This window comes from Brevibacterium sp. CT2-23B (assembly GCF_013168765.1).
Lineage (GTDB): Bacteria > Actinomycetota > Actinomycetes > Actinomycetales > Brevibacteriaceae > Brevibacterium > Brevibacterium sediminis.
The window spans coordinates 98,944-123,574 of record NZ_JABBYK010000005.1 but is presented as its reverse complement, the minus strand read 5'-3'; the positions used below and the strand labels follow the sequence as shown (position 1 = coordinate 123,574).

At 66.5% G+C, this 24,631-nt stretch carries 19 protein-coding genes; 11 read left to right on the top strand and 8 right to left on the bottom strand.

The annotated features are described in order from the left end of the window. Nucleotides 1-20 precede the first annotated feature (20 nt). Nucleotides 21-1,508 (top strand): amino acid permease, encoded by a 1,488-nt coding sequence (locus HIM68_RS13535; protein ID WP_172172998.1) that lies wholly within the window; start codon nucleotides 21-23, stop codon nucleotides 1,506-1,508. A 41-nt stretch (nucleotides 1,509-1,549) separates the two neighbouring features. Here HIM68_RS13535 and HIM68_RS13530 read toward each other — a convergent pair whose 3' ends face one another. Next, complete coding sequence (locus HIM68_RS13530) at nucleotides 1,550-2,290, bottom strand: DUF402 domain-containing protein (protein ID WP_172172996.1); 741 nt, start codon at nucleotides 2,288-2,290, stop codon at nucleotides 1,550-1,552. A 121-nt stretch (nucleotides 2,291-2,411) separates the two neighbouring features. Between HIM68_RS13530 and HIM68_RS13525 the strand changes: the two genes are divergently transcribed. Genes HIM68_RS13525 through HIM68_RS13515 form a run of 3 tightly spaced genes read left to right on the top strand, consistent with a single transcriptional unit; the run spans nucleotide 2,412 to nucleotide 6,639 of the window. Beyond that, nucleotides 2,412-4,052, top strand: a complete 1,641-nt coding sequence (locus HIM68_RS13525) for a class I adenylate-forming enzyme family protein (RefSeq protein ID WP_172172994.1) — start codon at nucleotides 2,412-2,414, stop codon at nucleotides 4,050-4,052. Continuing rightward, complete coding sequence (locus HIM68_RS13520; protein ID WP_172172992.1) at nucleotides 4,049-5,437, top strand: beta-ketoacyl-[acyl-carrier-protein] synthase family protein; 1,389 nt, start codon at nucleotides 4,049-4,051, stop codon at nucleotides 5,435-5,437. The genes HIM68_RS13525 and HIM68_RS13520 overlap by 4 nt, the downstream gene beginning before the upstream one ends. Next, on the top strand, nucleotides 5,434-6,639 hold the full coding sequence (locus tag HIM68_RS13515; RefSeq protein ID WP_172172990.1) for an acyl-CoA dehydrogenase family protein: 1,206 nt from the start codon (nucleotides 5,434-5,436) through the stop codon (nucleotides 6,637-6,639). Before HIM68_RS13520 ends, HIM68_RS13515 begins: the two co-directional genes overlap by 4 nt. 26 nt (nucleotides 6,640-6,665) lie before the next feature. Here HIM68_RS13515 and HIM68_RS13510 read toward each other — a convergent pair whose 3' ends face one another. The 6 genes from HIM68_RS13510 to HIM68_RS13485 all read right to left on the bottom strand — a co-directional run bounded on the left by HIM68_RS13510 (nucleotide 6,666) and on the right by HIM68_RS13485 (nucleotide 13,158). Continuing rightward, on the bottom strand, nucleotides 6,666-8,180 hold the full coding sequence (locus tag HIM68_RS13510; RefSeq protein ID WP_172172988.1) for a sodium:solute symporter: 1,515 nt from the start codon (nucleotides 8,178-8,180) through the stop codon (nucleotides 6,666-6,668). After that, nucleotides 8,177-8,479 (bottom strand): DUF3311 domain-containing protein, encoded by a 303-nt coding sequence (locus HIM68_RS13505; RefSeq protein WP_172172986.1) that lies wholly within the window; start codon nucleotides 8,477-8,479, stop codon nucleotides 8,177-8,179. The genes HIM68_RS13510 and HIM68_RS13505 overlap by 4 nt, the downstream gene beginning before the upstream one ends. A 237-nt stretch (nucleotides 8,480-8,716) precedes the next feature. Next, nucleotides 8,717-10,240 (bottom strand): dihydrolipoamide acetyltransferase family protein, encoded by a 1,524-nt coding sequence (locus tag HIM68_RS13500; RefSeq protein WP_253903967.1) that lies wholly within the window; start codon nucleotides 10,238-10,240, stop codon nucleotides 8,717-8,719. Continuing rightward, on the bottom strand, nucleotides 10,240-11,355 hold the full coding sequence (locus tag HIM68_RS13495; RefSeq protein WP_172172984.1) for an alpha-ketoacid dehydrogenase subunit beta: 1,116 nt from the start codon (nucleotides 11,353-11,355) through the stop codon (nucleotides 10,240-10,242). Before HIM68_RS13495 ends, HIM68_RS13500 begins: the two co-directional genes overlap by 1 nt. Beyond that, a complete protein-coding gene (pdhA, locus tag HIM68_RS13490) occupies nucleotides 11,352-12,458 on the bottom strand; it encodes a pyruvate dehydrogenase (acetyl-transferring) E1 component subunit alpha (RefSeq protein ID WP_172172982.1) in 1,107 nt (368 codons plus the stop codon). Before pdhA ends, HIM68_RS13495 begins: the two co-directional genes overlap by 4 nt. Nucleotides 12,459-12,642: 184 nt before the next feature. Continuing rightward, nucleotides 12,643-13,158: a hypothetical protein gene (locus HIM68_RS13485; protein ID WP_172173494.1), complete on the bottom strand. Its 516-nt coding sequence runs from the start codon at nucleotides 13,156-13,158 to the stop codon at nucleotides 12,643-12,645. A 109-nt stretch (nucleotides 13,159-13,267) separates the two neighbouring features. On the opposite strand from HIM68_RS13485, the gene HIM68_RS13480 reads away from it, so the two are divergent. The 4 genes from HIM68_RS13480 (at nucleotide 13,268) to HIM68_RS13465 (ending at nucleotide 19,196) form a co-directional block, all read left to right on the top strand. Then, a complete protein-coding gene (locus tag HIM68_RS13480; protein ID WP_367647536.1) occupies nucleotides 13,268-13,876 on the top strand; it encodes a TetR/AcrR family transcriptional regulator in 609 nt (202 codons plus the stop codon). A 172-nt stretch (nucleotides 13,877-14,048) separates the two neighbouring features. Further along, complete coding sequence (locus HIM68_RS13475) at nucleotides 14,049-15,998, top strand: hypothetical protein (protein ID WP_172172980.1); 1,950 nt, start codon at nucleotides 14,049-14,051, stop codon at nucleotides 15,996-15,998. A gap of 222 nt (nucleotides 15,999-16,220) precedes the next feature. Beyond that, complete coding sequence (locus HIM68_RS13470; protein ID WP_172172978.1) at nucleotides 16,221-18,113, top strand: siderophore-interacting protein; 1,893 nt, start codon at nucleotides 16,221-16,223, stop codon at nucleotides 18,111-18,113. 69 nt (nucleotides 18,114-18,182) lie between these two features. Next, nucleotides 18,183-19,196 carry an ABC transporter substrate-binding protein gene (locus HIM68_RS13465; RefSeq protein WP_172172976.1) on the top strand — a complete coding sequence of 338 codons (1,014 nt, stop codon included), beginning with the start codon at nucleotides 18,183-18,185 and terminating at the stop codon, nucleotides 19,194-19,196. Nucleotides 19,197-19,206: 10 nt separating this feature from the next. Here HIM68_RS13465 and HIM68_RS13460 read toward each other — a convergent pair whose 3' ends face one another. Beyond that, nucleotides 19,207-19,662 carry an Lrp/AsnC family transcriptional regulator gene (locus HIM68_RS13460; protein ID WP_009883814.1) on the bottom strand — a complete coding sequence of 152 codons (456 nt, stop codon included), beginning with the start codon at nucleotides 19,660-19,662 and terminating at the stop codon, nucleotides 19,207-19,209. Between the two features lie 423 nt (nucleotides 19,663-20,085). Here HIM68_RS13460 and HIM68_RS13455 point away from each other — a divergent pair, with 423 nt between their 5' ends. From HIM68_RS13455 to HIM68_RS13445, 3 genes are read left to right on the top strand one after another with little or no spacing between them, the layout of a single operon-like run. Next, nucleotides 20,086-20,862, top strand: a complete 777-nt coding sequence (locus tag HIM68_RS13455) for an electron transfer flavoprotein subunit beta/FixA family protein (protein ID WP_139467716.1) — start codon at nucleotides 20,086-20,088, stop codon at nucleotides 20,860-20,862. An 11-nt stretch (nucleotides 20,863-20,873) separates the two neighbouring features. Further along, the gene (locus HIM68_RS13450; protein ID WP_172172974.1) at nucleotides 20,874-21,851 is read left to right on the top strand and encodes an electron transfer flavoprotein subunit alpha/FixB family protein; all 978 of its coding nucleotides are present in this window, start codon (nucleotides 20,874-20,876) and stop codon (nucleotides 21,849-21,851) included. Between the two features lies 1 nt (nucleotide 21,852). Then, nucleotides 21,853-24,510: a cytochrome b/b6 domain-containing protein gene (locus HIM68_RS13445; RefSeq protein WP_172172972.1), complete on the top strand. Its 2,658-nt coding sequence runs from the start codon at nucleotides 21,853-21,855 to the stop codon at nucleotides 24,508-24,510. The last annotated feature ends 121 nt before the right edge of the window (nucleotides 24,511-24,631 follow it).

The following is a 24,631-nucleotide window of genomic DNA, read 5'->3' as shown; positions in this document are numbered from 1 at the left end:
CTCAACGAACGAGGACACTCATGACTGACAATCTCGGCTCCGACCGCAGCGCCGCCGTCGCACCCGCAGAACCGAGCTCGGGCCCGACCCGACCGAACCTCACCGCCGAGGACTCCGGGTATCAGAAGAACCTGGCCCCGCGCCAAGTGCAGATGATCGCCATCGGCGGGGCGATCGGCACCGGGCTCTTCCTCGGTGCGGGCGGTCGCCTCCACGAGGCGGGACCCTCGATCGTGCTCTCCTACGCGGTGTGCGGGTTCTTCGCGTTCCTCATCCTCCGCGCGCTCGGCGAACTCGTCCTGCACCGTCCGACCACCGGGTCGTTCGTCTCTTACGCCCGTGAGTTCTTCGGCGAGAAAGCCGCGTTCATCTCCGGGTGGTTCTACTGGCTGGTGTGGGCGACGACCGCGATCGTCGACATCACCGCGGCCGCGCTCTATATGGGCTTCTTCGGCCGCTATGTCGCCTGGATCGCGACCGTGCCGCAATGGGCGTGGGCGCTCATCGCGCTCGTCCTCGTGCTCGGACTCAACGTCATCTCCGTCAAGGTCTTCGGAGAGCTCGAGTTCTGGTTCGCGCTCATCAAGGTCGCCGCCCTCATCATCTTCCTCGTTGTCGGGGTCGGTTTCCTCATCTTCGGCACCCCCGTGGCCGGTCACGATCCCGGACTGTCGATGATCCTCGACAACGGCGGACTCTTCCCCAACGGTGCGCTGCCGGCGATCATCCTCATGCAGGGCGTCGTCTTCGCCTATGCCTCCATCGAGTTCGTGGGCACGGCCGCCGGCGAGACGGAGCACCCGGAGAAGGTGATGCCCAAGGCCATCAACTCCGTCATCCTGCGCATCGCGGTCTTCTACGTCGGATCGCTCACCCTGCTTGCCCTCCTTCTGCCCTTCACCGACTACGTCGACGGGGAGAGCCCGTTCGTCACCTTCTTCTCCTTCATCGGCGTCAAGGGCGCGGACACCGTGATGAACCTCGTTGTGCTCACTGCGGCCCTGTCCTCACTCAACGCGGGGCTCTACACGACCGGGCGAATCCTCAGGTCGATGTCGGTGGCCGGGTCGGCCCCGCAGTTCGCGCAGCGGATGAACCGCAGCGGCGTGCCCTACGGCGGGATCGTCATCACGGCAGTGGTCGCCCTCCTCGGCGTGCCGCTCAACTACCTGTTGCCCAGCGATGCGTTCGAGATCGTGCTCAGTGTCTCCTCGGTGGGGATCATCCTCACGTGGGGCATGATCGTGCTGTGTCAGATGCGGCTCAAGCGGTGGGCCGACCGCGGACTGCTCGAACGTCCCTCCTTCCGGATGATCGGTGCCCCCTATACCGGCTATGCGACGCTGCTCTTCCTCGCCGTCATCCTCGTCATGGTCTTCGCCGATTCCCCGCCGACCCTGGTCGTGACGATCATCGCCTCAGTGTGCATGGTCATCGGCTGGTTCGTCTGCCGGAAGCGGATCCGAGCCATCGCCGAGGCGGGGGAGCAGGTCGAGTTCGAAATGTGAGGGCTGGGCGGCCGGCTGGGCCGTGACGGTCGCGGGGCGGCTCAGCTGGCGTCGAAGTCCCAGGTCGCCTCGGCGGGGAGGTCAGGCATCGGCCAGTCGGGGTCCGGTTGGAAGCCCGGATAGTCGGAGTCGAAGGGGAAGGCCCAAGCGCGGATGTCGTCGATGGCTGCGTCCGCAGCGGCGCGGATGCGTGCGACCTTCTCGTCGGAGAACATTCCGGCTTCGCGCGCGAATTCGAGTTCGTCCTCGTCCTTGAGCCGGTAGGTGCCATCTGAGTCGACGACGACGTCGAGGACGTGGTCGGAGGTGAGGATGCCCCTGTCGAAGCGAGTGAAGGGCTCCTCGAGGTTGACGTAGAAGGAATCGCGACGGGCCGAGGTGGACGAGCTCGCCTCGGAGGAGGCCGTCTCGGAGGAGGCCGCCTCGGTGGTCTGGCCCTCGCGGTTCTCGAAGAACCACACCGAATAGGCTGCTCCCGGCTGGAAGACGGCGACGATGCCCGGTCCCTGCCACCGCTTGAGGCCCTGTGCCCGTGGGGCACCGAAGCGGGCGGGTCCGTCAGCGGTGCGGATTCCCGAGCCGTCGGCGAGCACATGATGAAGCATCCTCGTCCCCGACTCCAGCCAGACGGCCAGGTGGTTCTCGTCGTCGGCGATGACCGTGACGGGGCGTTGGTCGTACAGCCCTGGGTGTGCCGGGTTGGTGTAGGTCCACAGGATCTGGTCGCCGTATCGCCAGCGTGGTTCGTCTGCCCGTTCGTCCTGGCTCCCTGCTCCGCTCATGCTCTCATTGTCCCGGACCGGGGTGAGCGTGAGCCGTGAGCAGTCGGCGGTATCGCAGGGCTCCTATACTGAGGGTCGGTGCCCGGGCCGGACCGGGGAGTCGAATTCGAGGAGGACGGAATTGCCCATCACGTCGAGGATCCTCGAGGTCGCGGCCACCGATCCGGACCAGTTGGCCATCGTCGGCGGCCACTCTGGCAGCCCTGCCCCCGATGAGAGCGCCGACCCCGCCGCGGACGTGCGAGCCCCACGTTCCCTCACCTATGCGCAGCTCGTCCGGGATTCGGCCACGATGTTCGCCGCCGTCGACGCCCTCCACAGTGCCCAGACCGACCCGCCGAATCCTGCTCCCGAAACCCACGGCACCCCGATCACGGCAGTGAGCCTCACCTCGGCGTTCGAGACCTCCCGCATCATCGCCGGCCTCGCCGGCTTCCGCGCAGTCTCGGCCACGATCGACCCCCGCTGGCCGCTCGACCACCAGGTCGGAGTCATCACGACCACCGGAATCGGCCTCGTCATCAGCGACTCGACCCGCCTCGCCGAGGCGCTCGCCGCCGCCGGTTGGACCGGAACCGTCATCACCGCGACCGAATTCCGTGCCCGCGAGGACGCCATCGACCCCGCCGACACCGCACCGCCGAGCGTTCGCGAAGCGTCCGAGCCGTTCCTCATGCTCTTCTCCTCCGGCACGACGAGCAACCCGAAGGCCTTCATCAAGACCCGCCAGCAGTACCGCGACAACGTGGCCGTGTCCTCGGCCCACCTCGAACCCTTCGCCGGAGTGGCCACCCTGGCACCTGGCCCCGTGTCCTACAGTCTCACCCTCTATGCCGTCATCGAAAGCCTCGCCACCGGCGGCAGCGTCCACATCGCCGATGACTTCGACCCGTTCACCATGGGGTCGCGCATCACCGACGAAGCCATCACCCGCGTTGTCGCCGTGCCCGCCGTAGTCAAGGCCCTCGCCGAGGCGGCCCGCCGAACGCCGGTGAACTTCCACGGCCTCGACCTCGTCGTCACCGGAGGAGCGAACCTGCCCGCTTCCATCCGCTCGGCACTCGCCGACGTCCTCCCCGACGCCCGGCTGATCAGCTACTACGGTGCCGCCGAGATCGGATTCATCGGCGACAGTCGTGATGGCGACGGCACCTGGATCTCGATCTACGACACCATCGGCGTCGAGGTCCGCGACGAATCCGGTGCCCGGCTGCCCGACGGAGAGATCGGCACGGTCTGGATCAGAGCCGCCGCCTGCTCCGACGGCTATGTCACCGGCACCACCGACGCTCGGCTGCGACGCTCCGACGGCTGGGCCACGGTCGGTGACCAGGGACGGATCGAAAACGGACTCCTCCAACTCGCCGGACGGGCCGGTGACATCGCGATCACCGGAGGACACAAGGTGTCCCTGCCCGAGATCGAACGCGCCTTCGAGGGATTCGACCACGGTGATCGGCACTCGGGGCAGGGCCGCCTCGGCGAGGTCTGCGCGATCGCGCTGCCCGACGACGGTCTCGGCAGCATCGTCGCCCTCGTCATCGAACCAGGCGCCCTGGGTTCGGGGGGCCATGCCGGGGATGGCGAATCGACTGCGCCCGACAAAGCAGCACTGCTGGCCCAGGCCCGGGCGAAGCTGGCCCCGCAGTTCGTGCCGCGACGGTTCTACTTACTCGACCGGCTGCCGCGGACCGTCGGTGGGAAGATTCGACGCCTCGAAACCGTTGACTTGGTCATGAGCGGAAAGGCACAGCGGCTGTGAACGCATCCCGGAGCAATCGGCACCGGACAGATGGCGTGCGCGAGGTCGTCATCACGGGACTCGGCGCCATCACCCCGAGCGGCCAGGATCCCGAAACCCTCTGGCAGTCTGTGCGCAGCGGCACCAGCGCCATCGACGTCCTCGCAGGTGAGCAGTTCGACGACCTCGCCGTGCGGATCGGTGGGCAGGTCAAGGACTTCGACGCCGAGGCGGTTCTGCCCCGGGCGCTCGCCCGCCGGCTCAGCCCCGTCCAGCATTGGGCCATCGCCGCGGCCGACCAGGCGATGCGCGCAGGCGGAATCGAGTCCGCGGCCGACGATCTGCCTTGGGACCGTGACCGCACGGCCGTCATCGCGGCCACCGGCTCCGGACCCGTCGACGCCATGCAGGACGCGACGCGTCGCCTCGACGCCGACGGCTCCAGGTCGGTGCCGCTGACCCTGTCCATCCACGGTGCGCCGGACTCCGCGGCAGCGCTGATCAGCCAGCGCTACGACCTGCGCGGTCCCGGTCAGGGAGTCTCGGCGACGTGCGCCTCCGGGGCGATCGGACTCGGCGAGGCGATGCGTCGGATCCGCCACGGCTACGCCGACGCCGTGCTCGTCGTCGGCATGGAGGACTGCCTCGGTCCGGTCAATCTCGCCTCGAACGCGAACATGCGCGCGCTCGCCGCCGGATACGAGGACGATCCGACCGCCGCCAGCCGTCCCTTCGACCGGGCCCGCAACGGCTTCGTCATGAGCCAAGGTGCGGCCGCGATCCTCCTCGAATCCGCCGACTCGGCGACCTCACGTGGGGCGACGCCGCTGGCCGAGCTCGCCGGATTCGGCGCCGCCAGCGATGCCCACCACCCGACGAATCCGCATCCGCAGGGACGGGGAGCCGCCTCGGCGGTGGTTCAGGCTGTGAGAGACGCAAGGCTGGAACCCGGCGATATCGACCACATCAACGCTCACGCCACGGGCACACTGGCCGGAGACCGCGCCGAACTCGCAGCCTTCGACGCCGCCCTGGGGGAGGTCGGACGGACGATCCCGATCTCGGCCACGAAATCGACGACGGGGCACCTCCTCGGCGCATCGGGGGTCGTCGAGGCGATCATCGCGACCCTGACGATGCGTGACCAGACGCTGCCGCCGACGTTCAACCTCGACGACAACGAGTTCCCCGACTGGGACATCGTCGCAGGTCACGCCCGTGAGATGGGCGGTGGACCGAACCCCGCCGGGGCGGCCGTCGACACTGTGCTGTCAACGTCGTTCGGCTTCGGCGGGCACAACGGCTCGATCATCCTGCGCCGCACCGCGCGGCCCGCGACACCCTCGACAGACGCAGGCGATCCCTCGACAGACGCAGACGATCCCTCGACGAAGGAGAGACGATGACCGACCGTGAGACACGCGTGAGCGAGCTCGCCGCGCAGTACCTGCCTGATGATGTGCTCGAACGATTCCGCGAACGAGCCGACGTCTATGACCGGGAGAACCGATTCTTCGACGAAGACCTCGCTGAACTGGGGGAACTCGGCTATCTTCAGCTGTTCGTCCCGCAGTCGCATGGCGGGCCGGGGCTGAGCCTGTTCGAGGTCACTCGACTTCAGCAGCGGCTGGCAGCGGCGGCGCCCGGAACGGCTCTGGCGATCAACATGCACCTCATGACCACCGGGGTGGTCAAGGCGCTGGCCGACCGCGGTGACGACTCGCTGAACTGGGTGTTCGACGAGGTCATGGCCGGTGAGATCTTCGCCTTCGGCATCTCGGAACCGTCGAACGACTGGGTCCTGCAGGGTTCGAACACCGAGGCGGTGTCGACGGCCGACGGCGGATACGAACTGACCGGGGTGAAGATCTTCACCTCGCTGTCTCCCGTGTGGACCAGGCTCATCGTCCACGGTGCCGTGGCCGCCGCCGACGACGGCATCGCCGGCCCCGATGCGGACGAGCCGGCCGAGGGGCAGCTCGTCTACGGATTCATCGAACGCGATGCACCCGGGATCACGGTCTCCGACGAATGGGATGTGCTGGGAATGCGGGCCTCGCAGTCGCGGGCGACGATCCTCGACCATGTGCCGATGAAACCCGAACGGGTCTCACGCGTCATCCCCGCCGGCAAGCACCCCGACCTGCTCACCTTCGCGATCACGAGCAACTTCCAGCTGCTCATCGCCGCCGTCTATGCCGGAGTAGCGGCCCGTGCGCTCGAGCTGGGCGCCGCCGGGCTGCACAAGCGGAAGTCCGCGAAGGCCGGCGTCACCTTCGCCGAGGTGCCCGAGGCCCGGACGCGCCTGGCCGATGCGCATCTCGACTTCATACCAGTGACGGCGATGATCGACGCCTACGCTCGGGACTTCGATGACCTCATCGACCACGGTGCCGGTTGGCCGTTGCGCCTGGTGGGGGCGAGGATCAAGTCCGCCGAGGCGGCCCGCCGCAACGCTGAGACCGCGCTGATGTGCACGAGCGGCAACGGGTTCGGCAACAAGCACGAACTCTCCCGCCTCTTCCGCGATGCCACGGCCGGGCTCTTCCACCCGCCGAGCGCCGACGCCGCCCGCCCGATGTACGCGGCTGCACTGCTCGACGGGTGAGGTCGCGCTGATCGAAGGGCTCGCGCCTACAACGCTGCCGCCTCGGTGCGCGTCTGCCGCTGGGCTGACGGCACCCAGCGTGGGTCCGGCTTGGCCAGAGTGACGATGACGACCACGATGAGGTTCGCCGCGACAGCCCAGAGGCCGCCGTTGATTCCGAGCAGCGGGTCGAGTCCCGTGTAGTGGAGGGCGACCATGACGACGGAGCCGACGATGAGACCCGCAGCCGCCGCCTGCTTGCTCATGCGCGGCCAGTACAGGGAGAGCAGCGCGGCCGGCACGACCTGTGCCAGGCCCTCGTAGCTGAGCACGGAGAGCTCGACGAGCGCATCCGGCATGAGCAGGCTCATGATCAGGGCGATGATGCCGACGGCCAGGCACACCCACTGGGACAGTGTCTTCTGCCGCAGGCCCCGTGCGTTCAGCTGCTCAGGAGTCATCGAAGCGGCGTTCTTCGGTCCGGCCAAGCCGCCGCCCAAGACAGTCCGTCCCCACATCGAACCGATCGAGAGCATGTACACGCTCATCGGCACGATCGCCGAGAGCGCGCCTGCGACGCCGATGATCGCGACGATCGGCGCGGGCAGGGAATCGATGACCACGGAGAACAGGGCCAGGTCGGCGTCTTTGAGAGCAGGGACGACGAAGAGTGCAGCCACACCGACCATCATCGGCACGAGGAGCAGCAGCTGATACCACGGCAGAATGATCGAGTTGCGTCGCAGAGCATTCGCCGAGGTGCCCGACAGATAGCCGGCGATCGACGTGGGGAACACGGTGATCGTGATCCCGTTGAGGATGATCGTCGAGATGAACCATGCACCCCCGTAGATGCCATCGCCTGCGCCGGGGAAGGTCAGCCACTGAGATTTCTCACTCACGACGCGGTCAAGCAGGGGCGCCAGGCCGTCGAAATAGTGCAGCGGTACGTAGATCGCGAGGAACGCGACAGCGAGGATGACCAGTCCGTCCTTGAGGACGCTGACCCAGGCGGAACCGCGCAGTCCGGAGAAGAGGATGAACGCCTCGGCGACGATGAAGGAGACGATGGCGGCGATCTTGAGGTCGATCGCGCCGTAGCTCATCGCGTTGACGACCGCACCCATGCCCTGGATCTGCAGCTGGATGTAGGGAACGATGAAGATCGTTGCGAGGACAGCCACGAGGATCGCCAGCCCGCGCGAGCGAAACCGGTGTTCGACGATGTCGGAGAGACTGACGAGCTTGTGCCGGGCGGCGTAGGTCCAGAACAGTGGGCCGACGAGATAGGCGACGACGAGACCGATGCTCAGGTAGCCGATGAGGTAGAGGATCGGCACCCCGTAGGAGTAGGACCAACCGGCCGTGCCGAGGAACGAAAAGCTCGTATACGTTTCGCCTGCCATGAGCAGCAGGATGAAGACGAAGCCCAGCCCGCGTCCGGACACCGACCATTCGTCCAGCGACTTCTCCCGGCCGCGGCCGGACCAGATGCCGATACCGATGGTCGCGAGCATGGCGAGGCCGAAGATGATGCAGGCGATGATCGCGGAGGTGCTCATTTACCGGCCTCCTCGATCTCATGGTCCTCACCGAATGCGACATCGGAGGGGATGTGCTCGGGCAGATCGTGCCGGTAGTACCGGTCGCCGCGAGCGGTCATCCACACGAAGAACCAGGTGAGAATCGTGACCGCGATCGTATAGGCGAGGATGAACGGCAATCCGGCGATGCGCGGCTCGACCGAGTTCGCCACGACCGGGGTGAGGACGTAGAGGATCACGGGGACGATGAGGAGGACCAGCGAATACCGCCGCCGAGGCGGCCCCGCCTCGCGTGCTGAACTGTGGTTCCGTGACATGCTCAACCTCATTTCCTTGCCTTCGCGTCCGCGGGTGAGCGGACTCGGCAAGGTTAGTGCTGTGAGTCACAGACGGAATGGCCGTCCGAAGTGTGGAACTGCAACGAGGAAGTGCAATGCGGGAAGCGTCGTTCAAGGCGGAGCGCACTTGTCGAACGGTGTACCTATCGACAAGTGCGCTGCCGCTTGAACGAGCGTCGTGTCGGCTCCGAACTGGAAGCTACGGCTCGGCGGGACTCAGAGCTCGGGGAGCAGTGAGATCGGGTTCTCGATGCAGTCGGCGACGAAGGTGAGGAACTCGCTCGGCTCCTGACCGTCGCACGCCCGGTGGTCGAAGACGAAGGACAGGTACATCACCTTGCGTACGGTCAGCTCGCCGTCGACGACCCATGGGCGGTCCTTGATCCGACCGAGGCCGAGCATGGCCACCTCGGGGAGGTTGATGATCGGGGCCGAACCGTCGACGCCGAACACCCCGTAGTTGTTCAGGGTGAACGTGCCGCCGGACAGCTCCGCGGGATCGAACTTGCCCGTGGCCGCCTTCCCGACGGTCTCGGACACGGAGTCGCGCAGCTGCCTCAGGCTCATCTCGCCGGCCCCGTGGACGACGGGGACCATGAGTCCGCGCGGGGTCTGCGCGGCCAGGCCGAGGTTGATGTCGCCGTGGGTGACGATCTCTCCGGCGGCCGTGTCGATCGAGGAGTTGATGATCGGGTGCTTCTTCAATCCGGCCACGACGAAGCGGGCGACGAGGGACAGCAGCGAATATCTCTCACCGGTGCGCGCCTCGAGCGCGCGCTTCGTGCCCAGCAGCTCGGTGGCATCGACATCGAGCCAGATGGTCGCCTCGGGGATTTCCTGTCGCGACTTCGTGAGGCGTTCGGACACGACCTTCCGCAGCCCCGTGATCGGGGTGCGGGTATCGCGGTCGGCCCGCCCGACGAGGGAAGGTGCCCCCGCCGAGGTGGTGCTGCGTTCCGTGATCGACTGAGGTTCGCCGGCCGGTGACGTCCCCGCGGGGGCGTGAGCGCTCGCCGCTTCGACGCTCATGCCTGCGCCCGACTCGATCGCGGCAAGGACATCGGCCCTGGTCACGATCCCACCGGGACCGCTGCCGGGAAGGTGCTTGGCGCTGATGCCGTGTTCCTTCGCGAGCTTGCGCACGAGCGGCGAGGACACGGGAGAGACGTGGTCGCCGGCGGCTGGCGCCGACTCTCCGATGGCGGTCTTCGACGAGTCTTCGGTGGGAGTCTGTGCCTCTGTCGGCGGCTGCACGGGAGCATCCGGGATGACCGTCGGGACGGCTGGGGCGGCACCCGGGGGCACGGTGGATGTCGCGTCCGGAACAGCCGTGTGCTTGCCGCCGAACGAGCGCTTCTTCGTCGAACGGGTCTTCGGCTCCGACGTACCGTAGCCGATGAGGTTCGCGCCGCTCGATTCGCCGGCGCTGTCGTCTGCGCTCGCGCTCGCGCTCGCCGCCGCACTCTCCGCCTCGGCGACAGAGAGCAGGGCCTGGCCTGCACTGACGGTGTCCCCAGCGGCGGCGTGAAGGCTGACGATCCGCCCGGCGTACGGGCAGGGAAGCTCGACGACGGACTTCGCGGATTCGACCTCGACGACCATCTGATCGACGTGGACCTCGTCCCCGATCTCGACCTTCCAGGAGATCAGCTCCGCCTCGGTGAGGCCTTCGCCGAGGTCGGGAAGGATGAACTCGCGCGTGCCAGTCCCGCGCATCCCGGTATTCAGATCAGCACTCATCACAGCTCCCAATCCCAGGACTCGAGCGCATCGAGCACGCGTTCGACGGTGGGTAAGTAGAACTCCTCGAGCTTCGGCGACGGATAGGGCACATCGAACCCGGCGACCCTCAGGATCGGGGCCGACAGGTAAGTGAAGTTGCGTTCGGTGAGGCGGGCGGCCACCTCGGCGCCGTATCCGCCGAACTGCGCGGCCTCGTGGATGATCGCCGCGCGCGAGGTCTTGCGCACGGACTCAGACACCGTCTCATCATCGAACGGAGACAGCGTGCGCAGGTCGATGACCTCGATGGACAGTCCGTGCTCGGCCCCGGCCTCGGCGGAATCGAGCGCCGTCCGCACCGTCGGACCATAGGCGAGCAGGGTGACGTCGGTGCCCTCGCGGATGACCTGCGCCCGATTCATCGGCGCCGTCGTCACGGGCAGGCTCAGCGTCTCCTTTATCCAGTAGCGGGACTTCGGCTCCATGAACACGACCGGGTCATCGGAGGCGATCGACTCGCGCAGCAGCGAATACGCATCGGCCGGATTCGACGGCGTGACGACGGTCAGACCCGGCGTCGACGTCCAATAGGCCTCGGACGAATCCGAGTGGTGCTCGACTCCGCCGATGTCGCCGGCATAGGGAATCCGGATCGTGATCGGCAGACTGACCCGGCCTTTCGTCCGGTTCCGCATCTTCGCCACATGGGACACGATCTGCTCGAACGCGGGGTAGGCGTAGGCGTCGAACTGCATCTCGACCACCGGGCGCATCCCGTTCATCGCCATGCCGATCGCGGTGCCGATGATGCCGGACTCCGCAAGCGGAGAATCCCAGACCCGATTCGACCCGAATTCGGCCCGCAGTCCTTCGGTGACCCTGAAGACCCCGCCGAGGCGGCCGACATCCTCACCGAAGACGAGCACAGTGTCGTCGTCGGCCAGGGAATCCCGCAGCGCCTGGTTGAGGGCCTTCGTCATCGTCACCGATGACGCGGCGGGTGCGGCGTCCGATGCCGCTGTGCCGTTCGCGGTCGCCGTGCTTGCCCCATCGTTCGCCGAGGCGGCGCTGCCCGTTTCGTCGTTCACCGCAGTCGGATCGGCAGCTGGGTCGGTGCCGGTTTCGACGCTCATGCCTGGCCTGCCGCGGCGAGTTCGGCCTCGAGGATCTGCTGCTGTTCGCTCAGCGCGGTGCGCGGCTGGGCGTAGACATGGGCGAAGAGCTCGCGCGGGTCGACCTCGGCCTCTTGATTCATCGCATCGCGGACGGACGCGGCCAGAGTCTCGGCCGCCTCGGCGACCTCTGCGACTGACGAATCGTCGAGTGCACCGGTCGACCGCAGGTATTTCTCCAGACGGTCGATGGGATCGAACTGCTTCCAGTGCTCGACCTCCTCGGCGTCGCGGTACTTCGTCGGATCATCGGAGTTCGTGTGCGACTCCATCCGGTAGGTGAGGCACTCGATGAGGGTCGGACCGTCCCCATTCCGACCGCGCTCGAGAGCGGTCGAGACGGCGGCGAACACGGCGGCGACATCATTGCCGTCGACGCGCAGGCCCGGCATTCCGTAGCCGGCGGCGCGATCGGCGAGCATCGTCGCGTTCGTCTGCTCCCGCAGGGGAGTGGAGATCGCGTACTGGTTGTTCTGCAGCACGAAGACCGTCGGGGTCTGCCACACGGAGGCGAAGTTGAATGCCTCGTGGGTGTCGCCTTCGCTGCTGGCGCCGTCGCCGAGGAAGGTCAGGGTCGCGACATCCTCGCCCTTGAGCTTCGCGGCCATCGCGAATCCCGTGGCATGAAGGGTCTGCGTTGCCAGCGGTGTCGCCGCAGGTGAAGCGTGATATTCGTGCGGGTCGAAACCGCAGTGCCAGTCCCCGCGGAAGGCGGCGAGGATCTCGGCCACGGGCACACCGCGTGTCAGCAGCGCTGCCGAGTCGCGGTAGGTGGGGAAGAGCCAATCGTTCGGGGCCAGCGCGGTGGTGGCCCCCACCTCGGCGGCTTCCTGACCTGCCGCGGAGGGATAGGTCGCGAGCCGACCCTGCCGGGTCAGGTGCGTGACCTGCGCTTCGAACCGGCGGACGAGGACCATCTGCCGGTAGAGACCGGTGAGGGTGGCATCGCTGGGGATCCGCAGCCCTTCGGTCGGAGTATCGGTGAGCCGGCCATCTGCGCCGATGAAGCTGATCGGCTGCAGCTGGGGCAGTGAGCGGCCTGTGGTGGGAACGTCAATGGTCATGGCCCCATGGTGGCGTGAGCGCAGTCACGATTCCATGGCTGACGTGCAGGTGAGGACGGGCGGCCAAACGTGTCGCGAACTCGGGACGAAGGGACCGGTTCCGGCAGGCCGAGTGGACGTTTGGCTGGACGGTCAGGGAGGCACAGACTCCGTTCTCGGACCGCTCGGATCTCACTCCGCGCGGTCAGATCTCTCCCCACCGGTAGCCGCGGGAGGTGAAGGCCTCGGCGATAGCAGCCTTCTTGCCTTCGACATCTCCTTTGAAGGCCTGATGCCCGCCTTCGGTGACGACGACGAGCTTGCCGTCGGCGAAGTATGCGGTCGAAAACGAGGCGCGGGAGATGCGCAGCGGGTGGTCGTCGTCTCGGCCGATGGTGATTCCGTGTCCATCGACGACCAGGGGAGTCGTCGAGGCGGCGATGAAGAAGGCGGCGATGAGTCCGAGTGCTCCGCCGATGATCGGTCGGGCGATGACGACCCACGCCTGGTCGAAGCGGCTGAGCTTCTCGATGACGTCCCCGAAAGGAATGGGAAATGTTGCGGCAAGCGATCCGAGGGCCGGAAGGAAGAAGCCGAGTGCCACGCCGACGACGATGCAGACGAGGCCGATGACGACGACATCGGTCCGACTGAGCGCGAACGTCGCGGGGGCGTGGGACTGCCGGGTTGTGAAGTCGTTCTTCTGCGGGGGCTGATCCATCACATGCTCGATCCTCGAAGGCGTTGTCGGTACTCCATGATACCAAAGTGGAACATATGTGTTCCACAAGTAGACTGCTCTGTATCGTTCGCAGAGTCAGGGAGGGGTTGTGCCGGTGCAGGGAATGCGTCGATTGGGCCGAGAGGCCCTGGTCAGCGAGGCACTGACCCACCTTGCCGCGAACCCTCAGGCGTCGATGATCGAGCTCGCGCAGTCGATCGGCGTCGGCCGCACCACTCTCTACCGACATTTCGGTGATCGGGAGGCGCTCGTCGGCGCGGCGGCCCGGCTCGGTGCCTGGCGATTCGGTGAGGCGGTCATGAAGGCGCGTCCCGACGAAGGGACCGGGCTGGCTGCGCTCGAACGGATCTGTGCGGAGCTGTTCACTCTGCCCGATGTGCTCACCCTGCTCTTCGCCGACAACCCGATCATCACCGATGAGACCTTCGCCGAGGCGGCCGCGGAGTCCCGGTCGGGTGCTGAATCTGCGGGCGACGAAGATGATCCCCTCGAGACCGTCATTGCGAGAGGGCAGGCGGACGGGTCCATCGATGAAGGAGTGCCGATCGGATGGGCGGCGGCGTTCGTCTACCTCACCATCGGCTCCGGACACCTCTACAGCGTGAGCGTCGGCGTCGACGATCCGACCGCGCGCGCCCAGTCTCTCGAATTGACCATCAGAGCGGTGCGGAAGACCCTCGCATCGTCAAGGGGCTGAGCGCTGACCAGGGCGTGAACACCGACCGGGCCCGCAGAGCTGTGTGCGGTACCGCCGACTCCCGAAATGTGATCTCGGTGAAGCCGCGGGGCCATGCCGGGGCAGTTGTGCGGCCGACGAGGTCTGACTTGTTACCGTTATTGCTTCAGTTCATCCTCGGCAGGAGCAATGCGTGTCTACTTACTTCGACGGTCCCGAATTCCACGGAATGGCAGCGGGCGGCAAAATCAGCCACGACCCCGGAATGTCCGATCGGATGATGCGGGAGCTGGCGCCGTTCCTCAAGGCCGAAGGAATCGACATCGATGATCCGAATGCGGACTTCACCGAAGCCGACTTCCACATTGCCATGGAGAAGGCGCAGGTGGAATACAACCGCCGACTATTCACCCCGGTCGGTGCCCACCGCGGGCTGGCTCTGGGGAAGCTTCGGTCGTTCTCCGTGGCCTTTGCCGAAGGCGACATCAAAACCGCCGAGGCTGTTGTGGCCTCCCTGCCCTCTGACCCCCAGGACTTCAGCCCGAGCGTCGCGCAAGTGACCGGGGCGGCGATGGGGCTCCTCGACGAATGGTTCACCGACGACGTGCACGGGCCGAAGCTCGGCGGAGTGATGGCACCGAAGTGGTCGGCGAAGAAATCCCGCAACGTCGCCCGCGACATCCTCGCCCTGGCACATAAGGGTCGCGTCGTCGACAGCCTCGATCGCCTCATCACCAACAACAGCGGACTCCCCGTCCTCGAAGGGGCCATGCTCGCCGTAGCCGCCGCGGTCGCGCGGTTGGCCAAGCGAAACAAGGTCTCGGAGCAGGAAGTCGTCGACGAGCTCTTGCCGCTCGACGGTTATCCGGAACCGGTTGCCGGCACCTACGGCTCCACCGGCCGAGTGTTGCAGGGCGACCAGGACGTCCAGGACGGCCCTGCCGCAGAACAGGGCCTGCCGGAGTGGCTCGGCGGATCGAGCGCCGAGGCGAGTGCGCAGGCGAATCCCCACGCTGACCCGCAGGGCATCGATGCACGAATGGACGCGGTCGAGAAGACCGTCTACGAGATGCCGCTCTACCAGCGCTTCCGCGACTGGCTGGCCGAGACCTACGACGATGTCGACGAAGACTCAGAGGTCTTCGACATCGCCCACCTCCTGTTCTGCATCGCCGTGTCCTCCCGCGCAGATATCGACGAACCGGAGGGAATCGACGACCTCCTCGACGTCCTCGAAAGCTTCGCAGTTGACGGACAGCAGGAAGCCGCGAAGACCGATGGCGAATCGCCTTCGACGGTGATCTTCCTCGACAGCCTCGAAGCTCTCGACAACTATCTCCGCTTCCGCATGGACACCGACGAGGACCCCGAACGCTGGAATGCCGCTCGCGCCCGAGCCGAAGCCGCGAGCATGCGCACCGACCCGCTGCCCTCGGCCCTGATGGCCGCCGTCGAAGCCAATGCTCTGAGCGAGGAGCAGCTCGCGCAGCCTTTGCCGCACAACCGCCTCGTCGAGGGCGTGGTCGGCATCCTCGACTGGGTGGGCGAGTCCCGGCCGCTGACCGGTACGGGGAGGGTGAAGCGTGCCGATATCGCCGAGGCGGCCGAAAAGTTCGGCATCAAAGCCGTCGGAGTTGCGTCGAACGCCCGTTATGAAGACGGTGTGAACTATGCGCGCAGCGCCGACGAGGTGCCCGTCCTCGAAGCGATGTGGGCCGTGATGCAGAGCGCCGAGATCACCGAGATCTCCGGCACCAAGGTCCGCCCGGGAAACGCCGCCGACGAGTGGAAGAAGGGCGAGGTGAGCGCGGATACCGCACTGCCGGTCATCGGCGCCTTCATCTACGAGCGGCTGCTCGACGTGATCAACCTCGTTCCCGGAGAAGACTACGGCGCCCCGGCGATCACGATCGCCCAGCGCCTCATCGAGATCCTCACTCCCGACTCGGCACCGGAACGCCCTGAACTCGACCTCGGCGTGGTGCGCAGCGAACGGCTCTCCACGCTCTTGGAGGACGAACTGCAGGAGCTCACCGAGCTCGGGCTCCTCACGGCCGACGGAGACACGCTGTCAGCCGAGCCGGTGTACAAGCGCATCGTCGCCGGTGCCGCGCTCATGCTGCTGTCGGGACCGCGCGAATAAGACGAAGCGAGACCAGGGGTGTCGGAGCGAACTGAGGTGGCGGCCTCTGGTCGGTGTTGAAAATAAGTGGTTGCACCTGCTGCGATCCCAGGTTAGGCTCACCTATGAGATATAGGGAACATCGGTCTTGCCTAAGGCAGTTGACACACCTGCTTGAAGTTGTGGGTCCGGCTTCTCTGTTTCTCGCTGTTTCATACGTCAAGAACCCTCGGAGCTGAATACATGCCGCGTACTTCCAGGCCTCTGCAGGTGCTGCCGATCATCCTGCGAGAAGTGGAAGTCACCGGCATCGTCGACATCACCCCGAACATGCGACGCCTGACAGTGGCAGGCGATCAATTGGCGGCCGGTGGGGTCGGCGAGGCTGCACGGCCTGCATTCCGCTCCGAGGGTTTCGACGATCACGTGAAACTCGTCATTCCCCCGCCCGACGGCTCATCCCTCGATATCGGCGAGCAGGAGGAGTTCCGCTTCAACTGGAATCGGGAAGCGCTCAACCGTGCCCGCGACTACACTGTTCGCAGCGTCGACCACGAGACGAACTCCTTCAGCATCGACATCGTGCGCCATGACTCCGGACTGGCCTCTGACTGGGCTTTCGGCGTCGCGGTCGGTGATCGGATCAGCTTCGCCGGACCGAAGACCTGCGCCGGGCTGGCCGACGACATCGATTTCCACCTCCTCGTTGCCGACGAGACGGCGTTGCCCGCTGTCGGGCGCTGGCTCGAAGAGGCACCTGCTGGCACCCGCGGTCACATCATCATCGAAGTACCCACCTCCGACGACATTCAAGACATCCCCACCGAAGCCGATGTCGAAATTGACTGGCTCATCCGCGGATCCACCGCACCGGGCGAATCGCGCCTGATGTTCGACGCCGTGAAGAATCTCGATCTGCCCGAAGGCCGCACTTACGCCTGGTGCGCGGGCGAGACGCTGACCATCGCCCCCATCCGCCGCTACCTGCGCCGGGAGATCGGCCTTCCCAAAGAGGACGTCGAGGTCGTCGGCTACTGGCGGAAGATGCCGACTCGTCCCGCCGCGCCAAGTGCGGCAGTCGCCTCCACGCCCGAGGCCACGCTCGAGGGATCTGGGGCCGAGTCCGCCCCTGCCGATGATTCGGCCCCTTCTGCAGCAGCCGGCAGCGAGGGCAGCGCCGAACCGGACGGAACTCTCGAGGTCCTCCACCAGGTCCACGAAATGACCGAATTGCTCCCCGCGATCATCACCCGGACAGCCGTCACCCTCGGCATCAACGACCTCATCGCCGGCGGAGTCGCCACCGCCGAGGCGATCGCCGCCGAACTCGATATCGATGCCGACCGTGTGCGCCCGGTGCTGACGGCTATGTGCTCCCTCGGGCTCCTTGCGCGTGAGGAGGAGAACTACCGCAACACCCCGACCGGAGCGGTCCTCACAGGCGACGGTGCCTCCGACGGACTTGACCTGAGCGATGCGGCGCTGCTCGACCTGTTCTCCCTCGTCGACCTCATCGATGTGCTCAGAGGCGGGTTCGCCTCCCGCTCCTCCCGCGCCTCGACGATTCAGGCTCCCACCTGGCATGCCCAGCGCGACGCCGATTCCGAACTCGACTCCGCCCACCGGCGACGCAGCCTCGACCACCTGCAGTATGTCCTCGATCTCATCCTCGACCTCGAACCCGTGGCATCGGCCGAGAGCCTCGCCGTCGTCGGTGATGTCGACGCCGAGGCGGCCGCCGCCCTGACGAGGAAGGCCTCGCATTCGGGGTGGACGATCCATACTCCCGGCGCACAGGGCCTGTTCGGTCGACGACCCTGGCCGGACGTCGACTGCACCCTCGTGATCGCCGGATTGACGGGGCGATCGCGGACAGAGGTGACCTCGTTGTTGGACCGGATGCTCGCCGCGAGCCGGACAGTAGTGATCGTCGAACCTTTCACCGACGATGCCGAGACCGATGACCATCAGGCCGAAGAGCTCATCACGGTCCTGGCCACCACCGGGAATCCGTCGCTGACCAGCGGCGAGCTCGTCACGGATCTGCATAAGCTCGGAGCCGCGCACGTGCAGGTCAGAGACATCGGATGGGGGTTCGGCCGGTTCCGATCGGCCGTGATCGCCGCACGCTCCTGAACTGCCTCTCCGGGGCCCGGCCGCCTCACCCGGACGTTCACCAGATCAAAGAAGAATAAGGACAAACGTATGACATTGACGCGCCTGACCGCTGCTGCCATCGCCGGAGCCACCGGCCTCGCTCTCCTCGCCGGATGCGCAGGCGGCAGTGAGGAAGCGAACCAGGGCGCTGCCTCCGAGACGCGCACCGTCACCGATGCGACCGGCGCGGAGGTCGAAGTGCCCGCGGCTCCGAAGGCCGTCGCGACACTGCACTACGCCGCCACCGAGACCCTCATGGATCTTGACGCGCCTCCCGTGGCGCAGGGCGAGTACCAGGATCCGGCCGTGCCCGAGGAGTGGCTCGATGAACTCGAGGGGATCCCCACAGTCAGTCAGCAGGAGCCGGACCTCGAGAAGCTCGCCGAGGCCGAACCCGACCTCATCCTGTCCCCGAACATCTTCGAACCGGAGATGATCGAGCAGCTCGAGGAGATCGCACCCGTCTACCAGTTCACCCTGCGCGGCGGAGACCGCGCGAATTGGCAGCAGCGTGTTGGGGAAGTCGCAGACGCCGTCAACAAGACCGATCAGCTCGACGAACTCGACAGAGAATTCACGGCTCGGCAGAAGCAGCTCGGCGAAAAGCATTCCGAGGTCACCGAGGGCACCACGATCGGAGTGGTGTCCTCCTTCGAGGAGAACTCGGCATATCTGTGGGGCAGTGAGAACATGCTCGGCACGATTCTGTCCCCACTCGGGTTCGATTGGTCGGCCGACGAAGACGCCATGGTGAAGAAGTACGGCAAGGCCGAACAGGGAGGCAATAAGTCAGGGACTGTCGAGCCCGAAGCTCAGATCTCGCTGGAAGTCCTCGACCGCAGTCTGTCCGATGCCGACATCATCTTCGTCAACTCGGACCTGCGCGGCGACTATGACTCGTTGACGAAGGCGCTCATGGACTCGGCTGTGTTCAGAGACCTCCCGGCTGTCCGGGCCGGACACGTCTATCCGATCGGCAAAGCCACAATCGCCGGATACGCCGACGCGGATTACGGTCTCGACCTTGCCGAGAAAGCCATCACCGAATACCAGAAGGACTGAGCCGCACTACTCAGCCGGCGCCCGGCCTGTGGCCTTCGGCCTCATCGAGGATGAGGAGCGAGCGGGAGGACACGACGCCCGGGACTTCGTGGATGCGGCGGAGGATCACCTGCGACAGTGCGGTGTTGTCCGGGGCGTTGACCGTCACCAAGGCGTCGATGTCCCCGCTGACGGCTTGAACCTTCTCGACGAAGGGGAGTGCTGCCAGGTCGTCACGGACCTGCGGCCAGGGGCGCTCGCCGATCTTGACGACGACGACCGCGGTCACGGTCATGCCGAGGGCCTCGCGGTCCACCTCGGCGGTGAATTTCCTGATCGCACCCGATTCGATGAGGGTGGTGAAGCGCTTATGCGCGGCGGAGCGGGAGATGTGGACGCGTTCGGCCAACTGGCGCACGCTCAGGCGCGAGTCCTCGACGAGGGCGGCGATGATGCTGCGGTCGATGTCGTCGAGGTCGAATGCCACGGGGCGCTCCTTCACCGTTGATGTCTGCGTCTTGCCTGCGACCTCTGCGTCCAGCCTGCCCGGATGCACTCGCCCGGAGGGGCGGCGATGGCCACCGGGAGGACTGGTCGGTCTGCTTCCCATTCTAGGGCCCCGCCTCGGCGAGTGGCGGCCACGCGTCGAGGTCCAGACGTCGACGACAGGGGGGGACCACCTCGGTGGGGGGGGAAGTGCACGAGGTTACGGAGTCCGACGCACTGGACAAATTCTGTCGATCGTTCGTACAGTAACGGAGATATCTGTGGTGCCTACCACGTACCATGGGTGATGGACATGATCGGTTCTAACCCGGACCCGGTCAACGGACGGAAATCAGCCACCTGTAGATTATGAGACGAAAGTCTCACGCAGCTGGAACTGCTTCACGAACCTAAGGAGTCATCCTTGAAGATCGCGGTGTTGGTCAAAGAGGTCCCGGATACGTACGGCGACCGCAAGTTGAACTTGGAAACCGGGCTCGCCGATCGCGGCGCCTCGGAAGCCGTCCTCGATGAGATCGGTGAGCGTGCCCTCGAGGTCGCCCTGACGCAGAAGGACTCCGACGGCGACACCGAGGTGACCGTCATCTCGATGGCGCCCGATACCGCGACCGCGACGATCCGCAAGGGTCTGGCCATGGGTGCCGACAATGCCGTGCACGTGGCCGATGAAGGTTTGGCCGGTGCGGATCTCGGGCTGACCGCCGAGGTGCTCGCCGCCGCTCTGCGCCGCGGTGAGTTCGACCTCGTCGTGACCGGCAACGTCTCCACCGACGGCAACGGCGGCATGATGCCGGCGATGCTCGCCGAGCACCTCGACTACCCGCACGTGACCGGCCTGACGACCGTCGAACTGACCGACGGCAAGGTCTCCGGCACCCGCGCGGTCGAAGGCGGCAAGCAGCAGGTCTCGGCCGAACTGCCCGCCGTCATCTCCATCACCGAGGCGCTTCCCGAGGCCCGATTCCCGAACTTCAAGGGCATCATGGCAGCGAAGAAAAAGCCCTTCGAGGTCATCAGCCTGTCCGATCTCGACATCGACGCCGAGGACCAGTCCGTGGCTCGCTCGATCATGGTCACCGTCGCCGAGAAGCCGCCGCGCGAAGCCGGCGAGAAGGTCGTCGACGAAGGCAATGGCGGCGTCGAACTCGCCGAATACCTCACCAAGAACCGTCTGGCCTAAGGAGAATCGTCATGTCAGAATTCCCGCAGGACTCCATTCTCGTCGTCCTCACCTCCGACGCCGAAGGCCAGCTGGAGAAGCCGGCCGCCGAACTGCTCGGCGGTGCCGCTGAGATCGGCTCGCCCGTCGCCCTCGTGCTCGCCGCCGGCAGCGCCGACGCCGCTGCCGACAAGGCCGCCGAACTCGGCGCCGTGGCGACCCTGACCGCCGCAGCCACCGAGGGCAACCTCGGCACCGCGGCCGTCGACGCCGTGGCCGCAGCCGCGGAGCTCACCGCTCCCGACGCTGTTCTCGTGCCCAATACTCTCGACGGTCGTGACATCGCCGGTCGCTACGCCGTGCGCAGCGGATCGGCCGTGTCCGTCGACGCCACCGGACTCGAACGCGACTCCGAGGGCATCGTGGCCAACCACTCCGTCTACGGCGGCGGCTACACCGCCTCCTCGGCCCCGACCTTCGGTGCCCCCATCGTTACCGTGCGCCTGGGCTCGATCGAGGCTCGCGCAGAAGCACAGTCCGCAAACACGCAGGCCCTCGAGGTCGCCGATTCCGGCAAGCGCTCGGCCGCGATCGACTCGTTCGAAGCCGTCGTCGAAACCTCCTCGCGTCCAGAGCTGCGCGGCGCGCAGAAGGTCGTCTCCGGTGGTCGCGGCGTCGGTTCGGAGGAGTCCTTCGAACTCGTCGGCGAATTCGCCGACACCCTCGGCGCAGCCGTCGGTGCCTCCCGTGCGGCCGTCGACGCCGGCTACATCGCCCAGTCGCACCAGGTCGGCCAGACCGGTGTGTCGGTGTCCCCGCAGCTCTACGTGGCGCTCGGCATCTCCGGCGCGATCCAGCACAAGGCCGGTATGCAGACCTCGAAGACCATCGTCGCGGTCAACAAGGACGCCGAAGCTCCGATCTTCGACATCGCCGATTTCGGCGTCGTCGGCGACCTGTTCAAGGTCGTTCCCCAGGCCATCGAATCACTGAACGAGAACAAGTCCTGATATGGCAACCTATTCCAGTTCGTTGCGCTCGGGTCTGCCCCGGGTCGAAGGCGGAGACCCCTGGCCCCCGGAGGGCACCATCGGCGAACCCTTGGAAGAGGGCGCGTCGTGGCTGTCGGAGACTGCCGAGACGGAGGAACTGGATGAAGGTTCCCCCGCGGGCGTGACCGACGCGGAGGTGACCGAGGCTGAGGAATCGACGGGGGCAGAGGCTTCCGCTGAAGCGGAGGAGCCAACTGAGGACTCCGTTGAGGACGCCGCTGAGGAATCGGTCGATGAATCGGCTGACGAATCGTCGTCGGGTGCCGCTGTTGCGGCGGGCGTCGGCGCTGCCGGTGTCGCCGCTGGTGCTGCGGGTGTTGCCGCAGCCGGTGCCGATGACGCGGGTGAGTCGGCTGACTCGACTCCTGCCGGTGAGCCTGAGGCCGACGCCGCTCCCGCGGCCGAAGTGCCTCTGCGCCGTGGACTGCCGCGCGTCGAGGGCGGAGAGCCCTGGCCGCCGGAAGGTCTTGCTCCGGCCGGAGTGAAGGCCACCGGTGCCTCAGCTGCTCCTGTCGCGTCTGCTGAACCGTCGGCTCCCGAAGAGCCTGCGGCCGAAGAGGATGTCGCTGTCGAGGATTCGACCGAGGACGCGGCGTCCGCTGAATCGGACGAACAGTCCTCGGCTGCCCCGGCTGCCGCTGCCGCGACGGCTGGTGCCGGAGTGGCTGCCGGCGCTGCCGTCGCCGCTTCCGGTTCGGACGATGAGTCGGCTGCCGCAGAATCTGCCGCCGCCGATGCTCCCGCTGCCGAATCGGCTCCTGCCGCCGAGGTTCCACTGCGTCGCGGTCTGCCGCGTGTTGCCGGTGGAGAGCCCTGGCCGCCGGAAGGCTTCGCGCCCGCCGGGGCCAAGGCCGCAGGCGGCTCGGCTGGCGCTTCTGCACCGGCAGCAGCTGCATCCGCTCCTGCCGAGAGCACTGCGGAGGAATCCGCAGCTCAGGTCGACTCTGCCGAAACCGCTTCGGCTGAAACGTCAGCCGATTCCACGTCTGAATCCTCGTCCGCTGCTCCTGCGGCGGCCGCCGCAGCTGGTGCTGGCGTTGCCGGTGCCGGTGTGGCTGCAGCAGCCGCGAACGGCTCGGGCTCCGGAGAACTCTCCGATGTACCGTTGCGCCGCGGACTTCCCCGCACCGCCGGGGGAGACCCCTGGCCGCCGGAAGGCTTTGCTCCGGCACACGCTGCCAAACCTGCCGCAGGCTCGGCCGCCGCTTCGGCTTCGGCTGAGGAGAAGGCCGCCGACGCAAAGTCGACCGATGCTGCTGCTGCCGAGGCAGACAAACCGGCCGAGGCCACGCAGTCCGGCGAAGCCGCAAAGCAGGAATCGAAGCCGGCTGCAGCTGACGAGTCCGGTGAGAAGAAGCCCCAGGGCCGACGCACCGGAATCGGCGGCGTCGGTGCCGGCGCGGCAGCCGCAGGTGCGGGAGCCGCTGCCGGTGCAGGTGCCGCAGCAGCGGGAGCCGCCTCGGCGTCGGAGAAGAAATCCGACGAAGCCGAGAAGAAGCCGGCCCAGCGCAAGCCGATGGCTAAGCCTGCGGCGAAGACCGCGGACAAGCCGGCCCAGCGCAAGCCGATGGCCAAGCCCGCAGCGAAGTCGGACGACAAGGCTGCGGCTCGCGCCGCGGACAAGCCGGCCGCGAAGACGGCACCGGCTGCGAAGGCCACATCGTCGAGTTCGGGCAGCACCGCCTCGGCGAAGCCTGCAGCGAAGAAGGAACCGGTCATGATCGGTTCGAAGTCGCTGGGACAGTGGTCCAAGCTCATCGGACTGGGACTCGGCGGACTCATCGTCGTGGCCGGGATCCTCATCCTCGCCGCGCGCGGTGTCACGACCCTGCCGGGCGTGCCGGAGTTCCTCGAACGCTACCCGGGCGAATACCACATCCCGGAATTCGTCGAGCCCGGCTTCCCGGGCTGGGTGCGGTGGACGCACTTCCTCAACATCTTCTTCATGGTGCTCATCATCCGTTCGGGTCTGCAGGTGCGTCACCAGCAGAAGCCGCCGGCGTTCTACACCCCGAAGAAGGGTGGGAAGAAGATCAGCATCAACCTCTGGCTGCACACGAGCCTCGATCTGCTGTGGCTGGCCAATGGTGTGGTCTTCGTCGTGCTGCTCTTCGTCTCCGGGCACTGGGCGCGCATCGTGCCGACCAGTTGGGAAGTGTTCCCCAACGCGCTGTCGGCGGCGCTGCAGTACGGAACGATGGAATGGCCGATGGAAGATGCATGGGTCAACTACAACGCTCTCCAGCAGCTGATGTACTTCATCATCGTGTTCATCGCCGCTCCGCTGGCCGCGATCACGGGTGTGCGGATGAGCGAATGGTGGCCGAAGAACGCTTCGACGCTGAACAAGATCTACCCGGCGCCGCTGGCACGGGCGATCCACTTCCCGACGATGCTGTTCTTCGTGTTCTTCATCCTCGTCCACGTGTTCCTCGTGTTCACGACCGGACTGCGGCACAACCTCGGCTACATGTTCGCGGGAACCGAGATGCTCGGTTGGGCCGGACTCGTCTGGTTCCTCATCGCGATGGTCGTGGTCGTGGCCGGTTGGTTCGCGGCCAGGCCGCTGCTGCTTGCCCCGATCGCGAATCTCTTCGGACGCGTCTCGAGCAGGTAGGCGACGCCGCTCGTATCAGGGAAGCCCCGCACGATCGAATGGTCGTGCGGGGCTTCGCTGTGTCGGGGCGTAAAGTCCAAGGCCCTGTCGGACATGCGGTCCGGCAGGGCCTTTCGCCTGC

What these genes read in the sequence shown, in the direction of transcription:
- HIM68_RS13510 (WP_172172988.1), bottom strand. Translation starts at nt 8,180, where the DNA reads ATGAGCACCTCCGCGATCATCGCCTGCATCATCTTCGGCCTCGCCATG.
- HIM68_RS13485 (WP_172173494.1), bottom strand. Translation starts at nt 13,158, where the DNA reads ATGGATCAGCCCCCGCAGAAGAACGACTTCACAACCCGGCAGTCCCAC.
- HIM68_RS13495 (WP_172172984.1), bottom strand. Translation starts at nt 11,355, where the DNA reads ATGAGCGTCGAAACCGGCACCGACCCAGCTGCCGATCCGACTGCGGTG.
- HIM68_RS13470 (WP_172172978.1), top strand. Translation starts at nt 16,221, where the DNA reads ATGCCGCGTACTTCCAGGCCTCTGCAGGTGCTGCCGATCATCCTGCGA.
- HIM68_RS13530 (WP_172172996.1), bottom strand. Translation starts at nt 2,290, where the DNA reads ATGAGCGGAGCAGGGAGCCAGGACGAACGGGCAGACGAACCACGCTGG.
- HIM68_RS13450 (WP_172172974.1), top strand. Translation starts at nt 20,874, where the DNA reads ATGTCAGAATTCCCGCAGGACTCCATTCTCGTCGTCCTCACCTCCGAC.
- pdhA (WP_172172982.1), bottom strand. Translation starts at nt 12,458, where the DNA reads ATGACCATTGACGTTCCCACCACAGGCCGCTCACTGCCCCAGCTGCAG.
- HIM68_RS13535 (WP_172172998.1), top strand. Translation starts at nt 21, where the DNA reads ATGACTGACAATCTCGGCTCCGACCGCAGCGCCGCCGTCGCACCCGCA.
- HIM68_RS13465 (WP_172172976.1), top strand. Translation starts at nt 18,183, where the DNA reads ATGACATTGACGCGCCTGACCGCTGCTGCCATCGCCGGAGCCACCGGC.
- HIM68_RS13505 (WP_172172986.1), bottom strand. Translation starts at nt 8,479, where the DNA reads ATGTCACGGAACCACAGTTCAGCACGCGAGGCGGGGCCGCCTCGGCGG.
- HIM68_RS13445 (WP_172172972.1), top strand. Translation starts at nt 21,853, where the DNA reads ATGGCAACCTATTCCAGTTCGTTGCGCTCGGGTCTGCCCCGGGTCGAA.
- HIM68_RS13515 (WP_172172990.1), top strand. Translation starts at nt 5,434, where the DNA reads ATGACCGACCGTGAGACACGCGTGAGCGAGCTCGCCGCGCAGTACCTG.
- HIM68_RS13500 (WP_253903967.1), bottom strand. Translation starts at nt 10,240, where the DNA reads ATGAGTGCTGATCTGAATACCGGGATGCGCGGGACTGGCACGCGCGAG.